This window comes from Planktomarina temperata RCA23, from assembly GCF_000738435.1.
Classification (GTDB): domain Bacteria; phylum Pseudomonadota; class Alphaproteobacteria; order Rhodobacterales; family Rhodobacteraceae; genus Planktomarina; species Planktomarina temperata.
This window is the reverse complement of record NZ_CP003984.1, coordinates 1,509,346-1,523,028: the sequence shown is the minus strand read 5'-3', so window position 1 is coordinate 1,523,028 and position 13,683 is coordinate 1,509,346. Positions and strand designations below refer to the sequence as shown.

17 protein-coding genes and 1 tRNA gene are annotated in these 13,683 nt (G+C 51.5%); 7 read left to right on the top strand and 11 right to left on the bottom strand.

The annotated features are described in order from the left end of the window. The first annotated feature begins 155 nt into the window (after window positions 1–155). Window positions 156–296: a hypothetical protein gene (locus RCA23_RS16490; protein ID WP_169701360.1), complete on the top strand. Its 141-nt coding sequence runs from the start codon at window positions 156–158 to the stop codon at window positions 294–296. Between the two features lie 22 nt (window positions 297–318). Here the strand turns inward: RCA23_RS16490 and RCA23_RS07240 are convergent, their stop codons facing one another. Together RCA23_RS07240 and RCA23_RS17005 are read right to left on the bottom strand one after the other, a co-directional pair. Then, a complete protein-coding gene (locus RCA23_RS07240; RefSeq protein WP_044049748.1) occupies window positions 319–873 on the bottom strand; it encodes a recombinase family protein in 555 nt (184 codons plus the stop codon). 174 nt (window positions 874–1,047) lie between these two features. Continuing rightward, complete coding sequence (locus RCA23_RS17005; protein ID WP_044051376.1) at window positions 1,048–1,482, bottom strand: TspO/MBR family protein; 435 nt, start codon at window positions 1,480–1,482, stop codon at window positions 1,048–1,050. 151 nt (window positions 1,483–1,633) lie between these two features. Between RCA23_RS17005 and RCA23_RS07230 the strand changes: the two genes are divergently transcribed. From RCA23_RS07230 to htpX, 3 genes are all read left to right on the top strand, one after another. Further along, window positions 1,634–2,539, top strand: a complete 906-nt coding sequence (locus RCA23_RS07230) for a histone deacetylase family protein (RefSeq protein WP_044049747.1) — start codon at window positions 1,634–1,636, stop codon at window positions 2,537–2,539. 317 nt (window positions 2,540–2,856) lie between these two features. Then, complete coding sequence (locus RCA23_RS07225; RefSeq protein WP_044049746.1) at window positions 2,857–3,084, top strand: hypothetical protein; 228 nt, start codon at window positions 2,857–2,859, stop codon at window positions 3,082–3,084. Between the two features lie 488 nt (window positions 3,085–3,572). Continuing rightward, on the top strand, window positions 3,573–4,475 hold the full coding sequence (gene htpX / locus RCA23_RS07220) for a zinc metalloprotease HtpX (RefSeq protein ID WP_044049745.1): 903 nt from the start codon (window positions 3,573–3,575) through the stop codon (window positions 4,473–4,475). On the opposite strand, the gene RCA23_RS16255 is transcribed toward htpX, so the two are convergent. The 4 genes from RCA23_RS16255 to ychF all read right to left on the bottom strand — a co-directional run bounded on the left by RCA23_RS16255 (window position 4,455) and on the right by ychF (window position 7,523). Beyond that, the gene (locus RCA23_RS16255) at window positions 4,455–4,967 is read right to left on the bottom strand and encodes a bactofilin family protein (RefSeq protein ID WP_236631411.1); all 513 of its coding nucleotides are present in this window, start codon (window positions 4,965–4,967) and stop codon (window positions 4,455–4,457) included. The two genes, htpX and RCA23_RS16255, sit on opposite strands and share 21 nt — an antisense overlap. Window positions 4,968–5,325: 358 nt before the next feature. Further along, window positions 5,326–5,415, bottom strand: a tRNA-Ser gene (locus RCA23_RS07215). Window positions 5,416–5,458: 43 nt separating this feature from the next. Continuing rightward, window positions 5,459–6,382 (bottom strand): nucleoside hydrolase, encoded by a 924-nt coding sequence (locus tag RCA23_RS07210; protein WP_044049744.1) that lies wholly within the window; start codon window positions 6,380–6,382, stop codon window positions 5,459–5,461. Between the two features lie 43 nt (window positions 6,383–6,425). Next, window positions 6,426–7,523 (bottom strand): redox-regulated ATPase YchF, encoded by a 1,098-nt coding sequence (ychF, locus tag RCA23_RS07205; RefSeq protein ID WP_044049743.1) that lies wholly within the window; start codon window positions 7,521–7,523, stop codon window positions 6,426–6,428. 178 nt (window positions 7,524–7,701) lie between these two features. Here ychF and trpA point away from each other — a divergent pair, with 178 nt between their 5' ends. Genes trpA through deoD form a run of 3 tightly spaced genes read left to right on the top strand, consistent with a single transcriptional unit; the run spans window position 7,702 to window position 9,661 of the window. Beyond that, window positions 7,702–8,493 carry a tryptophan synthase subunit alpha gene (trpA, locus tag RCA23_RS07200; protein ID WP_044051375.1) on the top strand — a complete coding sequence of 264 codons (792 nt, stop codon included), beginning with the start codon at window positions 7,702–7,704 and terminating at the stop codon, window positions 8,491–8,493. Between the two features lie 18 nt (window positions 8,494–8,511). Further along, complete coding sequence (locus RCA23_RS07195; protein ID WP_044049742.1) at window positions 8,512–8,952, top strand: GNAT family N-acetyltransferase; 441 nt, start codon at window positions 8,512–8,514, stop codon at window positions 8,950–8,952. A 4-nt stretch (window positions 8,953–8,956) separates the two neighbouring features. Next, complete coding sequence (gene deoD, locus RCA23_RS07190; RefSeq protein ID WP_044049741.1) at window positions 8,957–9,661, top strand: purine-nucleoside phosphorylase; 705 nt, start codon at window positions 8,957–8,959, stop codon at window positions 9,659–9,661. An 82-nt stretch (window positions 9,662–9,743) separates the two neighbouring features. Here deoD and RCA23_RS07185 read toward each other — a convergent pair whose 3' ends face one another. From RCA23_RS07185 to sdhC, 5 genes are all read right to left on the bottom strand, one after another. Continuing rightward, on the bottom strand, window positions 9,744–10,523 hold the full coding sequence (locus RCA23_RS07185; RefSeq protein WP_044049740.1) for a succinate dehydrogenase iron-sulfur subunit: 780 nt from the start codon (window positions 10,521–10,523) through the stop codon (window positions 9,744–9,746). Window positions 10,524–10,620: 97 nt separating this feature from the next. After that, window positions 10,621–10,923, bottom strand: a complete 303-nt coding sequence (locus RCA23_RS07180; protein ID WP_044049739.1) for a hypothetical protein — start codon at window positions 10,921–10,923, stop codon at window positions 10,621–10,623. Beyond that, complete coding sequence (gene sdhA / locus RCA23_RS07175) at window positions 10,923–12,728, bottom strand: succinate dehydrogenase flavoprotein subunit (RefSeq protein WP_044049738.1); 1,806 nt, start codon at window positions 12,726–12,728, stop codon at window positions 10,923–10,925. Before sdhA ends, RCA23_RS07180 begins: the two co-directional genes overlap by 1 nt. A gap of 18 nt (window positions 12,729–12,746) precedes the next feature. Further along, window positions 12,747–13,118, bottom strand: coding sequence for a succinate dehydrogenase, hydrophobic membrane anchor protein (gene sdhD, locus RCA23_RS07170; RefSeq protein WP_044049737.1), 372 nt, complete (start codon window positions 13,116–13,118; stop codon window positions 12,747–12,749). A gap of 12 nt (window positions 13,119–13,130) precedes the next feature. Further along, window positions 13,131–13,514, bottom strand: coding sequence for a succinate dehydrogenase, cytochrome b556 subunit (gene sdhC, locus RCA23_RS07165; protein WP_044049736.1), 384 nt, complete (start codon window positions 13,512–13,514; stop codon window positions 13,131–13,133). Window positions 13,515–13,683 lie beyond the last annotated feature (169 nt).

Below are 13,683 nucleotides of genomic sequence, written 5' to 3'. Positions count from 1 at the left end.
AGAGCCTTGGGTGGTGCGTCTGGTGACATACCGCAGTACTTGGCTGACAAACTCAGCTACCTGCTAACATCGCGCCTTATCCTGTCGTTATTCTGAGTATGACAGATCATGAGCGCATAATTATCACATCAGTCTGGAACGACATGGGCCTTCGCATGAAGCTAGAGGATGATCCTTACAGCTTAACCCAAGATGAGCTTATGGCCTTGCAGAATAATGATCGTCTCAACGACAAACTTAAGCGTTTATTGAAAGATGCTTTGATCCAGAAGGCGTTGGTTCAAGCTCGTAATTAGCAAGCTCAGGTATCCAATCTCATTACCCATTCAAGCATCTATAGTAAGACGCCTTGCTAATCCCAAGCTGCTCCTGAACCTGCACACGCTGCACACCAGCTTCAACCAATGCCTTAACCTTGTCGGCCTGTCGCATAGCTGTCGGAACTCGCCCTTTGTACTTACCCTCAGCCTTAGCTCTCTTGATGCCTTCGACCTGACGTTCTTTCATCATCTCACGTTCAAACTGTGCGACAGATACCATCATATTAAGGATCAGCTTGCCTGTGGCTGTCGTAGTATCAACAGTTTCACTGCCTAGGGACAAAATAACTAGTCCAGCACCCTTGGCTTCTATCTGCTGTAGTAGCTCACCCATGTGCATCACATTACGAGCCAGACGATCAAGTTTAGTGACGACCAGCTTGTCACCCTTTCCGAGCATATCAATAGCTCTGTCGAGTTCACCCCTTGAGGCTACGGCTGATACCTGCTCTTTGAACGTACGTTCACAGCCGTACGCTTCTAACTCGACTAGCTGTGCATCAAACCCTGCTTGTTGGTCTGTGGTACTCGTTCTGGCATATCCGATAAGCATCTTGCACTCCTGTGGACTCATACGATTCTATATACCTAGTGAGACTACCACTGTCTCAGAACTGAGGCAAGCTATTGAGACGGATTGATGCTAAAAGAGGGTTTTAAATGGTCTCAAACGGGTGACGCATTTGAGCCTGACCTAGTGAGACTAGGTTATACTTAGGTCGTAACGTTAGTTGGCGAGAATATATGCATAGTTCAATGCTGTGGCGAAGCTAACCCACGCCCAATAAGGCAAAAACAAATAGCTTGATACCCTATCGATCCGAAAGCTGATCACGATATACGCAGTAATTGTAAGCCATAATAATACGATTATGGCAAACGCACCCTTCAAGTCAAAAGCTCCAAAGAATACTGGCGTCCAAAGAGTGTTTAGACACATCTGCAAAGCCCACAACCCCAGTGCTATACTCTTTGAGTCACAGTTCTTTCTGTAGCTTAGTCTATAAGCACTGGAAGCGATTAGTAGGTAAAGTGTTGTCCAGACTGGCCCAAATAACCACGCAGGAGGCGCAAAACTCGGTGCGATCCATTTGTTGGCATTTAAGTCTCTGACAAACCATATTGCCCCACCGGCAGCCACAAGTGTGCAAGCGTAGAACATAACCCAGATGATGACACGACTTCTCATTGAAAACTCCTCTCGATGATCTCTAGGCATTGAGCCACGCAAGGTAATTGCCAAAAATTCACGACAGCAACAGCTAACACTGCTAAAGTTTACTGTATACTAATAATTAATAGCAGGTTTTGCAGTGATACAAATTCCAGTCCTTTATAACGATACTTACGACATAAATGTGCCAGAGGGTCATCGTTTTAATGGGACAAAGTTCTCTAAGTTAGTAAGCCAACTAAAACAGAGTGATTTTAACCAAAGGTTACATTTCTACCATTCTTCACCAGTTCGCTATCGAGATGTTTTACGAACCCATGCCACTGATTACGTTCAACGTGTTGTACAACAAACTTTGTCAAAGGAGGAAGTACGGCATATCAACCTGCCGATAGACAGCCAACTGGTCAAACGCAGCTTTTTGGCTTTGAACGGCACTTTAACCACAGCACTAAAGGCTCTAGAAGAAGGCGTTGGCTGTCATGCCGCAGGGGGAACGCATCATGCACATTATTCTAATGGATTAGGCTTTTGTGTTTTCAATGACTTGGCTTTTACTGCTTTGAATTTGATAGAACATGGTTTAGTAGAAAAGGTCTTGATCTTAGACTTAGACGTACATCAAGGTGATGGAACCATTGACATATGCGATGGTAAGAAGGGCATATATACTTGTTCGCTGCATTGTGAGCAAAACTTTCCATTCCAAAAGCGTAAAGGCACCCTCGATGTAGCACTCAATAGCCACTTGGAAGACACCGCCTATCTAGATAAGTTGCACAGTACTTTAAAATACATCTCCAAAGATTTTACGCCTGACATTGTTTTGTACGATGCTGGTGTAGACGTATTTTTCGGTGACCAACTCGGGAATTTGGATTTAACGCTAGAGGGCATCTTGAAACGGGACTGTGCTGTTTTAGAGTACTTTAAGAACCGTAACACACCAATAGCCACAGTAATCGGAGGTGGCTATAGCCCATATGACACCGACATTGCGCGGCGACACCTCTCGATTTTTCAAGCAGCTACAGACGTATTTTAATCAAATCAGGGTTCATGAAAGTACCCCCTCAGTGGAAATTAAAGCCAACGAAGAAGCCAAGTGCTAAACCCCTGATAATGCTTCGCAAGCTAATGGGTCACATAATTGGCTCTACCCTCTCGATAGAACGACAATGATAGCATTGGGGTTGTTAACTATTGTTATTCAATGGGATGGGTGGATAAAGCCGTGGAGGTGGGTACGAAAACGACCCTGTTGAGTAGCCCTGTGCTTAATGCATAACGGGAATACCACATTGTATGATGTGAAAGTTAATAACCTTGGATAGACGCTCTTATGAAACCAAGGAGATTAAAATGCTTACTAAAATCTACAGAGCGATCATGTTAGCCCAAGCCTCAAGTGCCGCAAACCGTACAGCCGCTTACCTTTCTGACCATCAGTTGAATGACTGGGGATACACTCGTGGTTCCTTCACAGCAGCTATGGTTGCACAAGTTAAAGCTGATTTTGATGCAGCAGATAAAGCACAAGCCGCTAGTGCTGCGTTCCAACCAGTGACCTTTAGTCAGCTTCCAGCTTAAGCCGCCCATTGTTGCTCACAAGCGCACCATACAGAAAAACCCTGCCGTATTCATGGCAGGGCTAGTGTCTGTCGGGGGAAATATGAAACGTCGTACATATATCAACGACTACCCTCGCAGAAACTTTAATTAATTACCAATAGTGGTATTTCTTTATTGATTTAAAACTGGCTACATAACTTATGTCTTAATAACTACTGGTTCTATTACTTGAGAGTAGCGAGGGCGTATAGCAAGCCTTTTCACTAACGCTTGTAAAATGGTGATCTCTCTCCGCTGTGCGATGCCACAGCCAATCAGGGGCAGAACCATTATTAGGCAAACTATCAGTCTCATCTAATTTCCTCGCTTTACCGATCACTTAATTATCATTCAGTTAAGTCACGGAGTTTGATAAACAAGCGAAATCATTTAAACCAAACTCTATCATTGAATACTCAGTTAAATTACATATTTGCTAACCAGTTGACCCAATTAAAGGCCCTATCATGATAAAAACCGCAATGCTTATGGCTGCTATGACTGCCTTGTTCGGCTTTGCAGGTATTATGCTCGGCGGCTTTGAGGGTCTCCTAATAGCTATCATACTGGCCATAATGATGAATCTGTTCGCTTGGTACAATTCAGACAAGATGGTTCTTCGGATGTACGGAGCTAAGAAGGTTCCCCAGGAGCATCCTCTATATGAAATGGTAGCCAATCTATCGCTCAATGCGCAGCTACCAATGCCGAAGGTTTACGAGATACAAAGTGACCAGCCTAATGCGTTTGCAACTGGCCGTAACCCTGAAAACGCCGCAGTCGCTGCAACTACAGGACTTTTAAAAAGGCTAAATCAGAACGAAATAGCAGCAGTAATGGCCCATGAACTAGCCCATATTAAGAACAGAGATACCACCATCATGGTTGTTGCAGCAACTTTTGCCGGTGCCATTTCGATGTTGGCTAACTTTGCAATGTTCTTTGGTGGGCGCAGGAACAATAAGATGGGATTCATTGGTTTAATAGCGATGATGATCCTAGCTCCTTTGGCTGCTTCGTTGATCCAAATGGCTATAAGCCGTAGCAGGGAATATGTCGCTGACAGAGTTGGCGCTGAGATTTGTGGAAATCCTTTATGGTTAGCATCCGCACTCAAGTCCATTCAGGGTTTCGCTTCCAAAATCGACAATCATGGGGCCGAGAGAAACCCGTCAACAGCGCATATGTTTATCATTAACCCACTCCACGCTCACGCGCACGATAAGCTATTCTCAACCCACCCTAGTACCGCAAACCGAGTAGCCGCTTTAGAAGCCATGATTGGAAAAGTGGAACCTATTCAATCCACCCGCCAGTCTTCTTTGCCAAAGACCAGACGCAGGGGCCGCCTAAAGCAACCTTGGGGTTAATGGTAAACTATCGTTAATTTCAGTGGCTGCATCAGAGGCTTTATCTTGGGTCAGAAAGCTATCAGTTGCTGGCTTACCAGTAGCTAATAAACGACCCTCGACATTTGCCCCAAAATCTATTCGTATTTTCTCTGCAACCACTTCACCTCTGACAACCGCTGTTGAACCAAGCGCCACTTCCACAGCAGCTATAGTGCCGTTCAAATAGCCTTCTACTGTGACAGACCTTGCTCGCACGTTACCATCCACATTGCCTGTACCTGTCACTACGAGTACATCTACAGTTAAATCGCCTGTAATCCTCCCGCCAAACTCTACTGTACCGTCACTTTGCCAATCGCCTTGGATAGCTATGCCATCATGTAATAGTGATCGACGTTGTCTAGGTTCCTTGGAGAAACTGCTTGCAGGTGTAAGGCCTTCGGTTGTTGGTTTGGAAAGCATATTTGATACCATGTGCCATTTGAGCGTTTTATCTGAGTATTCTAACAAAGATATTCCTGACAACACCCTATCACAAATAAAAAGAAAACATAGCAGATACACTAGAAGCTACCACCTAAATAACTATCCTCCCATCTCTCAGGGGAATAGAGATTTGTAGTACCCACACTAGCACCCTACCCACGATCACGCCGCAAACACAGAGGAGTTATCCCAAACAAGCAAGGGTATTAGACTTAGGGCGCTGGGCTGGCTGACGCGTTCATATGATAAAGCGATTTAACTACATTTGTCGCATCAAGACCGTGTGGGTGGTCTGCGTAGGTGGTAAACGTAGGTGGTAATAAATTCTACGTCACGCAATAAAAACCTTATTTATATGGAAATTACAGCATAGCGGGGGTGGTGGCGGAGACGAAGGGATTCGAACCCTCGAGACCCTTCCGGGCCTACTCCCTTAGCAGGGGAGCGCCTTCGTCCACTCGGCCACGTCTCCGTTGACCCGTTTAGCGGGGAGTTGGGCTGGGGACAAGGAGGATTTAGCTAAGTTTCGCCACATTCTTGAAAAAATTTTGCTTCACCGCCTCGGCTTGTACATCCGTGCAGACATTCACCGCTTGGGCAGTCGAATTGGCCACTGTGATCATTTCGCCGGAGCGGTCTCCGCTCAAGGTTACGCGCAAAGCATGTGGCTCGGTGGTGAACAACTCGGGCGCGATGCAGGCCACCAGCGCCGATGGATCATGCATGCCGCATCCGGCAAATTTGCCAACGGTCTCGTAAAAATCGATGTAAAACTCGGCCATATCGTGCAAAAGCCCGCCCATCTTCGGACTTTCGGACGCCAAGCGCACAAAGAAGCTGCGCGGGCAGATCACACGGTTGGTCACATCCAGACCCACCAGTGTCATATTGCACCCATAACGCAGCACGAAATCGGCCGCATGGGGGTCATGATAGAAATTGGCCTCGGCCGCTGGGGTGATATTCCCCCCTGCCCGCAGACTGCCACCCATGACAACCATGCCTTTGAGATTCGAGCAAAAAGACGGATCGAGCTCCATGGCCGCGGCAATATTTGTCAAAGGACCAATGGGACAGAGCAACAGCTCCCCTTGATGCGCCCGTGCCATCCGCACCAGATACTCAGGCGCAGTCTCAACCAGCGCGCGGCGCTGGGGCGTGGGCACGGCGAGCGTTCCAAAGCCCTCCGCCCCATGCACCGCAGAGGTTGGCGGAAAGGGAGGAAGTATACGAGGGCGGTGCAGCCCTTCGGCCACAGGGATCTCGATCCCCGCCTGTTCCAGCAAATACAGCGCATTGCGCGTGGCTTTGGGGGTGGTCACATTGCCAAACACCGTCGTCAGACCCAGAAGATCAATCTCCGGGGCGGCGATGGCATAAAGGATCGCCATGGCATCATCAATGCCGGGGTCTGTATCAATGATGAGTTTGAGCGCCATTGCGCCTCCTCCCCAGCCAAACGGCTGAACCGTTTCGCCGACCCTAGGTGTTGAACAGGAAATGCAACACGTCACCGTCTTGCACCACATAGGATTTCCCCTCTGCACGCATTTTCCCGGCCTCTTTCGCAGCGGCCTCTCCGCCTAGGGCTGCAAAATCATCGTAGGCGATGGTCTCAGCACGAATGAACCCCCGCTCAAAATCACCATGAATAACGCCCGCGGCCTGGGGTGCAGTTGTGCCCTGTTTGATGGTCCAAGCGCGCGCCTCTTTGGGACCAACTGTGAAATAAGTCTCCAGCGCCAAAAGCGCGTAGCCCGCGCGAATCAAGCGATCAAGTCCAGCTTCCTCAAGCCCCATTTCGCTCAGGAACATCTCAGCCTCTTCATCGTCCAGCTGGCTAATTTCCTCCTCGATCTGCGCAGAGATGATGACATGGCTGTTGCCCTGCTCTGCGGCCATCTTCGCCACAGCGTCTGAATAGCTGTTGCCAGAGGCCGCATCAGACTCGCCCACGTTGCAGACATAGAGGATCGGCTTTGTGCTGAGCAGTTGTAGCATTTTCCATTGCTTGGCATCTTCTGGGTCGACCTCAACCGTGCGGGCGGGCTTACCTTGTTCCAAGGCGGCCAAAGCGGCCCGCAGCAAGCGCTCTTGCTGCACCGCTTCCTTGTCGCCACCGCGCACTTTGCGCACAATGTTTTGCAGTCTCTTCTCGACGCTTTCCATATCCGCCAGCATAAGCTCTGTGTCGATGGTATCGGCATCTGCAATGGGATCCACATGATCCGAGACATGCACCACATCACCATCTTCAAAGCAACGTACCACATGGGCAATTGCATCCGTCTCACGGATATTGGCCAGAAATTGATTGCCGAGCCCCTCACCTTGGCTTGCGCCTTTAACGAGGCCTGCGATGTCTACGAAGGTCATACGGGCCGGAATGATGTTCGCTGAATTTGCAATCTGTGCCAGATTGGCCAGGCGCGCGTCTGGCACGTTAACCTCGCCCACATTGGGCTCGATGGTACAAAATGGAAAATTCGCCGCCTGCGCTGAGGCGGTTTTGGTCAGCGCGTTAAACAAGGTGGATTTGCCAACATTTGGCAAGCCAACGATACCCATTCGAAAACCCATGATGCACTCCTTCATTTTTCAAACCGCTCATATCTGCGCGGCTCAATCAGAGCAAGCAGAACTGCGCTTTGAGCAGGGCGCGGCAAATGTCACAGAATGAGCGGCGCTGGGTCAAAGCATATTGAACTTGACCCGCCTTTGCGGCATGTCAGAACATAAGCAATATGAAGGGCCAGATATGACACGGATCGACGCAAAATTTGCAGACCTCAAAGCCGCCGGAAAAAAGGCTTTTGTGACCTATGTTATGGCTGGAGATCCGAGCTATGACAGCGCTTTGGAAGTGGTGAAGGGCCTGCCGGCTGCTGGGGTTGATATCATTGAATTGGGCCTGCCCTTTACCGATCCAATGGCCGATGGCCCCACCATTCAATTGGCCGGGCAGCGCGCACTTGAAGCCGGAATGACCTTGGACAAGACCCTGCAAATGGTCAGAGACTTTCGCGAAACCGATGACACGACGCCGATCGTGTTGATGGGCTATTACAACCCGATCTATTCACGCGGGGTGACGCGTTTTCTAGCCGAGGCCAAAGAGGCCGGGATCGATGGGATGATTGTGGTCGATCTGCCGCCTGAAGAGGACAGCGAGTTGTGCATTCCCGCTCAAAAGGCCGGCTTGAATTTTATTCGCCTGGCCACACCGACCACAGATGACAAGCGCTTGCCCAAAGTCCTCACCAACACCTCCGGCTTTGTCTACTATGTCTCAATCAATGGCATCACGGGCGCGGCGGCCGCGCAGGCCAGCAATGTGGGACCGGAAGTCGCGCGCATCAAAGCGGCCACGGATTTACCGATCATTGTTGGCTTTGGCATTCGCACCCCGCAAAATGCGCGAGACATCGCATCGGTGGCCGATGGCGCTGTTGTGGGCTCTGCCATTGTTGATGAAATTGGCGCAGGGAAATCCCCTGCGGAAGTCTTGGCCTTTGTCAAATCCCTCGCCGACGGGGCACATTCCGCTTAACGTCAAAGGAGCTCGCATATGTCGCTGAAAATTCGCCCTCTTGTGGCTGAGGACCGGGCCGATTGGGGGCAGATGTGGGGCGATTACCTGTCGTTTTATGACACAGATGTTGCGCCGGAGATCTATGAGACGACCTTCGCACGGCTGATCAATCCGGCCAATCGGGTGCAAAATGCGCTTGTCGCCGAGCGAGACGGTGAGGCCGTGGGCATTGTCCATTACATTTATCACGCACATAATTGGCGCGCGGAAGATGTCTGTTATCTGCAAGATCTTTACGCCAAAGAGGCCGTGCGTGGGCAGGGTATTGGCCGGGCTTTGATCGAGGCGGTCTACGCCGCCGCAGATGCCAATGGCACGCCAAGCGTTTATTGGATGACCCAAGATTTCAACGAAAATGCGCGTTTGCTCTATGACCGGATCGGCACGCTAACACCCTTTATTAAATATTCGAGGTGATATCATGACCATTCATATTGGTGCGCAACCCGGCGAAATTGCGGAAACTGTACTCTTGCCGGGGGATCCTCTGCGCGCAAAATGGGCGGCGGAGACGTTTTTGGACGATGCGAAATGCGTCAACCAAGTGCGCGGTATGTTGGGTTTCACGGGGTTTTGGCGCGGCAACCCTGTCACCATTCAGGGATCTGGCATGGGCATGCCGAGCCTGTCTATCTACGTCAATGAGCTGATCAAAGACTATGATGCCAAAACTTTGATCCGTATCGGCTCGGCCGGTGGCATGAGCCCTAAGGTCAAACTGCGCGATGTGGTGATTGCCATGACCGCCTCCACCCTCTCCACCCCATCCCTTGGCATGTTCAAAGAGATCAACTTTGCACCCTGCGCCGATTATGGCCTGCTGGAGGCGGCTGTCGCTTCTGCGCGCGGGCGCGGCATCGATGCCCATGTGGGCGGAATTTATTCGTCAGATGTGTTTTATGATGAACGCCCAGATCTCAGCGAGCAAATGACCCGCCACGGGATTCTGGCTGTCGAGATGGAAACTGCGGAGCTGTACAATCTGGCGGCGCGCCACAATCGTCGCGCTTTGGCCGTATGCACCATCTCAGATCACCTGCTCACCCATGAGGCCCTGCCCTCCGAAGATCGGGAACGCAGCTTCGGCGACATGGTAGAGATTGCCCTAGAGGCGGCATTTGCCTAACGGCACTGACCTGCGCGGAAGCAAAGGCCATGCCGGACAATTTGACAGTTCACACTTCAAAGTTCACCCAGGCATGCCCAGCCTAGACCCGGCGTTCGACCATCATTTCTTTGATTGAGGCGATGGATTTGGCTGGATTGAGCCCTTTGGGACAGGTCTTGGTGCAATTCATAATCGTGTGGCAGCGGTAGAGTTTGAACGGGTCTTCCAGATTGTCCAAACGCTCGCCCGTGGCCTCATCGCGGCTGTCAATAATCCAGCGATAGGCGTGCAACAAAGCCGCCGGGCCGAGATAGCGATCCCCATTCCACCAATAGGACGGGCAAGAGGTCGAGCAGCAGGCGCACATCACACATTCATACAGCCCATCAAGCTTTTTGCGATCCTCGATCGACTGCAACCATTCTTTGGCAGGCCGGTTGGTTTTAGTCTCAAGCCAGGGCATGATCGAGGCATGCTGGGCATAGAAATGCGTCAAGTCTGGGATCAGATCCTTTACAACCGGCATATGCGGCAGCGGATAGATCTTCACATCCCCCTTGATCTCATCCATGCCATAGATACAGGCCAGCGTATTCACCCCGTCAACATTCATTGCACAGGAGCCACAAATCCCCTCACGGCAGGACCGGCGAAAGGTCAAGGTCGGATCAATTTCACTCTTGATCTTGATCAAAGCATCCAAAACCATAGGGCCGCATGTGTCCATATCTACGAAATAGGTATCCACCTGCGGGGTTTTGCCATCATCCGGGTTCCAGCGATAAATCTTGAAAACCCGCAGGTTTTTCGCCCCTTCCGGTTTCGGCCAGACCTTACCGCGGGTGATGCGGGAATTTTTCGGGAGTGTCAGTTGTACCATATTATTTCTCCACAGAGCAGACGCAAACAGCGCCGTGCAGCCTATCAACAAGCGACGTCAACTGTCTCATCGGGTGATATGCCAAAACCCGCATCCCCTAAGACAGCTTTTCAGTCAAACAGCTCAGCACCGCCGGGCGCTGGATAATTTCATTGGCCAGGTCAATAATGACCGGGCTGGGCGCCATGCCAGCAAAAGCGGCGATGCGGGATACTTCCTCCGCCTCGGCGGCTAAAACCATACATTCCGCAAGCGCCTGCCCGTTCTTTCGATCCAACTGTTCTTGCGCCAATGGGGATAGAACCGACAGAGCCGCAAGTTGGGATTGGGACAGCTCAGCCAGAGCGCCCCCGCCCATCAAGGCCACAGCCACCGCCGCACAACACCCCAGCGGCCGCATCAGAAAGTTCTCACTTTCGGTGCAATCTGCGCCAGCGAGATGCCGCCTTCTTCTTCGGTGGTCAGCCTTTCGGTGATCACCGGCCGGTGGCTCAAATCAACCTTTGATCCATCCACCCGAGCGATGGTATGCACGCGCCAATTGTCATCGTCACGCTCGGTGAAATCCTCATGCGCATGCGCACCGCGGCTTTCTTTGCGCGCTTCTGCCCCCACAATGGTCGCCATGGCGTTGGGCATCAAATTGGTGAGCTCCAGGGTTTCCATAAGATCAGAATTCCACACCAGGCTGCGATCCGTGACTTTGATATCGCTCATTTTATCGGCCACAGTAGTCATCTTATCGACCCCCTCTGCCAAGGTCTTCGAGGTCCGGAACACCGCCGCATCCGCCTGCATGGTTTTTTGCATTTCTAACCGCAGCTCTGCGGTGGGCAAATGTCCCGCCGCATGGCGCAGCCCATCAAAGCGGTCAAAGGCTTTGTCCACCGAAGCCATGTTCATCGCCGCCGCTGGCGCGGCCGCATCGACGGTTTTGCCGGCACGGATCGCGGCAGCGCGGCCGAAGACCACCAGATCTATCAGCGAGTTTGAGCCCAAACGGTTGGCCCCATGTACGGAGGCACAGCCCGCCTCGCCCACGGCCATAAGACCGGGCACAGTGGCATTGGGATCTTTGGCCGTTGGGTTCAACACTTCGCCCCAGAAATTCGTTGGAATACCGCCCATATTGTAGTGCACCGTCGGAAGAACAGGGATGGGCTCTTTGGTCACGTCAACACCTGCAAAAATCTTGGCAGATTCTGAAATCCCCGGCAGGCGCTCCGCCAGGGCTTCGGGCTGCAGATGACTGAGGTTGAGGTAGATGTGATCCCCCTCCGGCCCCACACCACGCCCTTCGCGAATTTCCATCGTCATACAGCGCGAGACATAATCGCGCGGCGCCAAATCCTTATAGTTCGGCGCATAGCGCTCCATGAAACGCTCATCTTGCGAATTGCTCAGAAATCCGCCCTCGCCGCGCGCGCCTTCGGTGATCAAACAGCCCGAGCCATATATGCCGGTTGGATGGAACTGTACGAACTCCATATCTTGAAGCGGCAAACCCGCCCGCGCGACCATGCCGCCGCCATCTCCGGTGCAGGTATGCGCAGAAGTGGCGCTGAAATAGGCACGCCCATAGCCGCCTGTGGCCAATACGACCGTTTTGGCGTTGAACACATGCATTGTGCCATCGTCAAGCTTCCAGCACACCACCCCTTGGCAAACACCGTCGTCTGACATCACCAAGTCAATGGCGAAATATTCGATGTAGAATTCCGCGTTATTTTTCAGAGACTGGCCGTAAAGCGTATGCAAAATCGCATGACCTGTCCGGTCGGCCGCGGCACAGGTGCGCTGCACTGGCGGGCCTTCGCCAAATTCTGTTGTATGGCCACCAAAGGGGCGTTGATAGATTTTTCCAGCCTCAGTGCGCGAAAAAGGCACGCCGTAATGTTCCAGCTCATAGACCGCCTTGGGGGCTTCTCTGGCGAGGTACTCCATGGCATCTGTATCGCCAAGCCAGTCCGAGCCTTTGACCGTGTCATACATATGCCACTGCCAACTGTCGGGGCCCATGTTGCCCAGACTTGCCGCAATACCTCCCTGAGCGGCCACTGTATGGGACCGGGTCGGGAAAACTTTGGTGACACAGGCCGTGCGCAATCCCTGTTCGGCCATGCCGAGTGTGGCGCGCAATCCAGCGCCTCCCGCCCCAACCACCACAACATCAAAATCATGGATTTCATATTCATAAGCAGCCATAGTTATGGTCTCCGAAACTTAAAGGGCGAGGCGCGCGATGGCGAAAATAGCCGCAGCAATGGCCGCGTAGGACACACATGTCATGATAATAATCCAGACCTTGCGGGCAAGGCCATGCACATAGTCCTCAATCAAAACGGTCACCCCGTTTTTGAAATGCAGCAATGCCACCACAAAGGTCAATAGCGCCACCAATGCGGGGAATGGGCGGGCAAAATAGGCTGTGACCGCCTCATAATCTTGCCCAATCATGGGCCCCACGGTGAAGACAAAAAGCGGCACGAGGATGAGCAGTGCCGCCGAGGAAATGGTCATACCCCAAAAATGCTCTGTGCCGGTTTTTGCGGCGCCAAGGCCGCTTGCACGTTTTCTATCAGTCAAAAAAGCCATGCTGCGCGCTCCTTATAGCCATATTACTGTGAAAGCTGTGAGCAGAAGCGACCCGATGATCATCATCCAGCCCATACGCTCGGCGGTTTTCAACTCCAACCCGCGGCCGGTGTCCCAAATCAAATGGCGCAACCCGCCAAGCATGTGGTACCAAAGCGCCCAGAGGGACAGAAGAAACACCAGATCGCCAAACCAACTTGTGATCACGCACTGCACCCATTCAAAGGCCGCCGCGCTGGTGGATGCCGCCAAGAGCCAAGCGATCAATAATAGCGTCGCGGCCAAAAGCGCGTTGCCAGTGATCCGCACAAATATCGAAGAAATCGAAGTCATTTGAGGACGGTAGATCGTCAGATGAGGAGATAACGGGCGATTGCCGCGATTTACATCAGCCATAATATGTCCTTCTCAGCCTGTCTAAATCATGAGTTAGCCCGTTCATGCCATGATCAAGCCCCGAAGGCCACAGTTTTGACGGGCAAATTACCGCAGTCTGGGCGTTAACAGTCGATTTTTTGGCTTTTGTGATCACGAAAAATTTTTGTGGTCACAAAACAGGATCCTC

Excerpts from the sequence above, each read along its gene's own strand:
- RCA23_RS17005 (WP_044051376.1), bottom strand. The coding sequence starts at position 1,482 with ATGTTCTACGCTTGCACACTTGTGGCTGCCGGTGGGGCAATATGGTTT.
- trpA (WP_044051375.1), top strand. The coding sequence starts at position 7,702 with ATGACACGGATCGACGCAAAATTTGCAGACCTCAAAGCCGCCGGAAAA.
- sdhD (WP_044049737.1), bottom strand. The coding sequence starts at position 13,118 with ATGGCTTTTTTGACTGATAGAAAACGTGCAAGCGGCCTTGGCGCCGCA.
- RCA23_RS07185 (WP_044049740.1), bottom strand. The coding sequence starts at position 10,523 with ATGGTACAACTGACACTCCCGAAAAATTCCCGCATCACCCGCGGTAAG.
- sdhA (WP_044049738.1), bottom strand. The coding sequence starts at position 12,728 with ATGGCTGCTTATGAATATGAAATCCATGATTTTGATGTTGTGGTGGTT.
- RCA23_RS07240 (WP_044049748.1), bottom strand. The coding sequence starts at position 873 with ATGCTTATCGGATATGCCAGAACGAGTACCACAGACCAACAAGCAGGG.
- ychF (WP_044049743.1), bottom strand. The coding sequence starts at position 7,523 with ATGGGTTTTCGAATGGGTATCGTTGGCTTGCCAAATGTTGGCAAATCC.
- htpX (WP_044049745.1), top strand. The coding sequence starts at position 3,573 with ATGATAAAAACCGCAATGCTTATGGCTGCTATGACTGCCTTGTTCGGC.
- RCA23_RS07210 (WP_044049744.1), bottom strand. The coding sequence starts at position 6,382 with ATGGCGCTCAAACTCATCATTGATACAGACCCCGGCATTGATGATGCC.
- RCA23_RS07195 (WP_044049742.1), top strand. The coding sequence starts at position 8,512 with ATGTCGCTGAAAATTCGCCCTCTTGTGGCTGAGGACCGGGCCGATTGG.
- RCA23_RS07180 (WP_044049739.1), bottom strand. The coding sequence starts at position 10,923 with ATGCGGCCGCTGGGGTGTTGTGCGGCGGTGGCTGTGGCCTTGATGGGC.
- RCA23_RS07225 (WP_044049746.1), top strand. The coding sequence starts at position 2,857 with ATGCTTACTAAAATCTACAGAGCGATCATGTTAGCCCAAGCCTCAAGT.
- RCA23_RS16490 (WP_169701360.1), top strand. The coding sequence starts at position 156 with ATGAAGCTAGAGGATGATCCTTACAGCTTAACCCAAGATGAGCTTATG.
- sdhC (WP_044049736.1), bottom strand. The coding sequence starts at position 13,514 with ATGGCTGATGTAAATCGCGGCAATCGCCCGTTATCTCCTCATCTGACG.
- deoD (WP_044049741.1), top strand. The coding sequence starts at position 8,957 with ATGACCATTCATATTGGTGCGCAACCCGGCGAAATTGCGGAAACTGTA.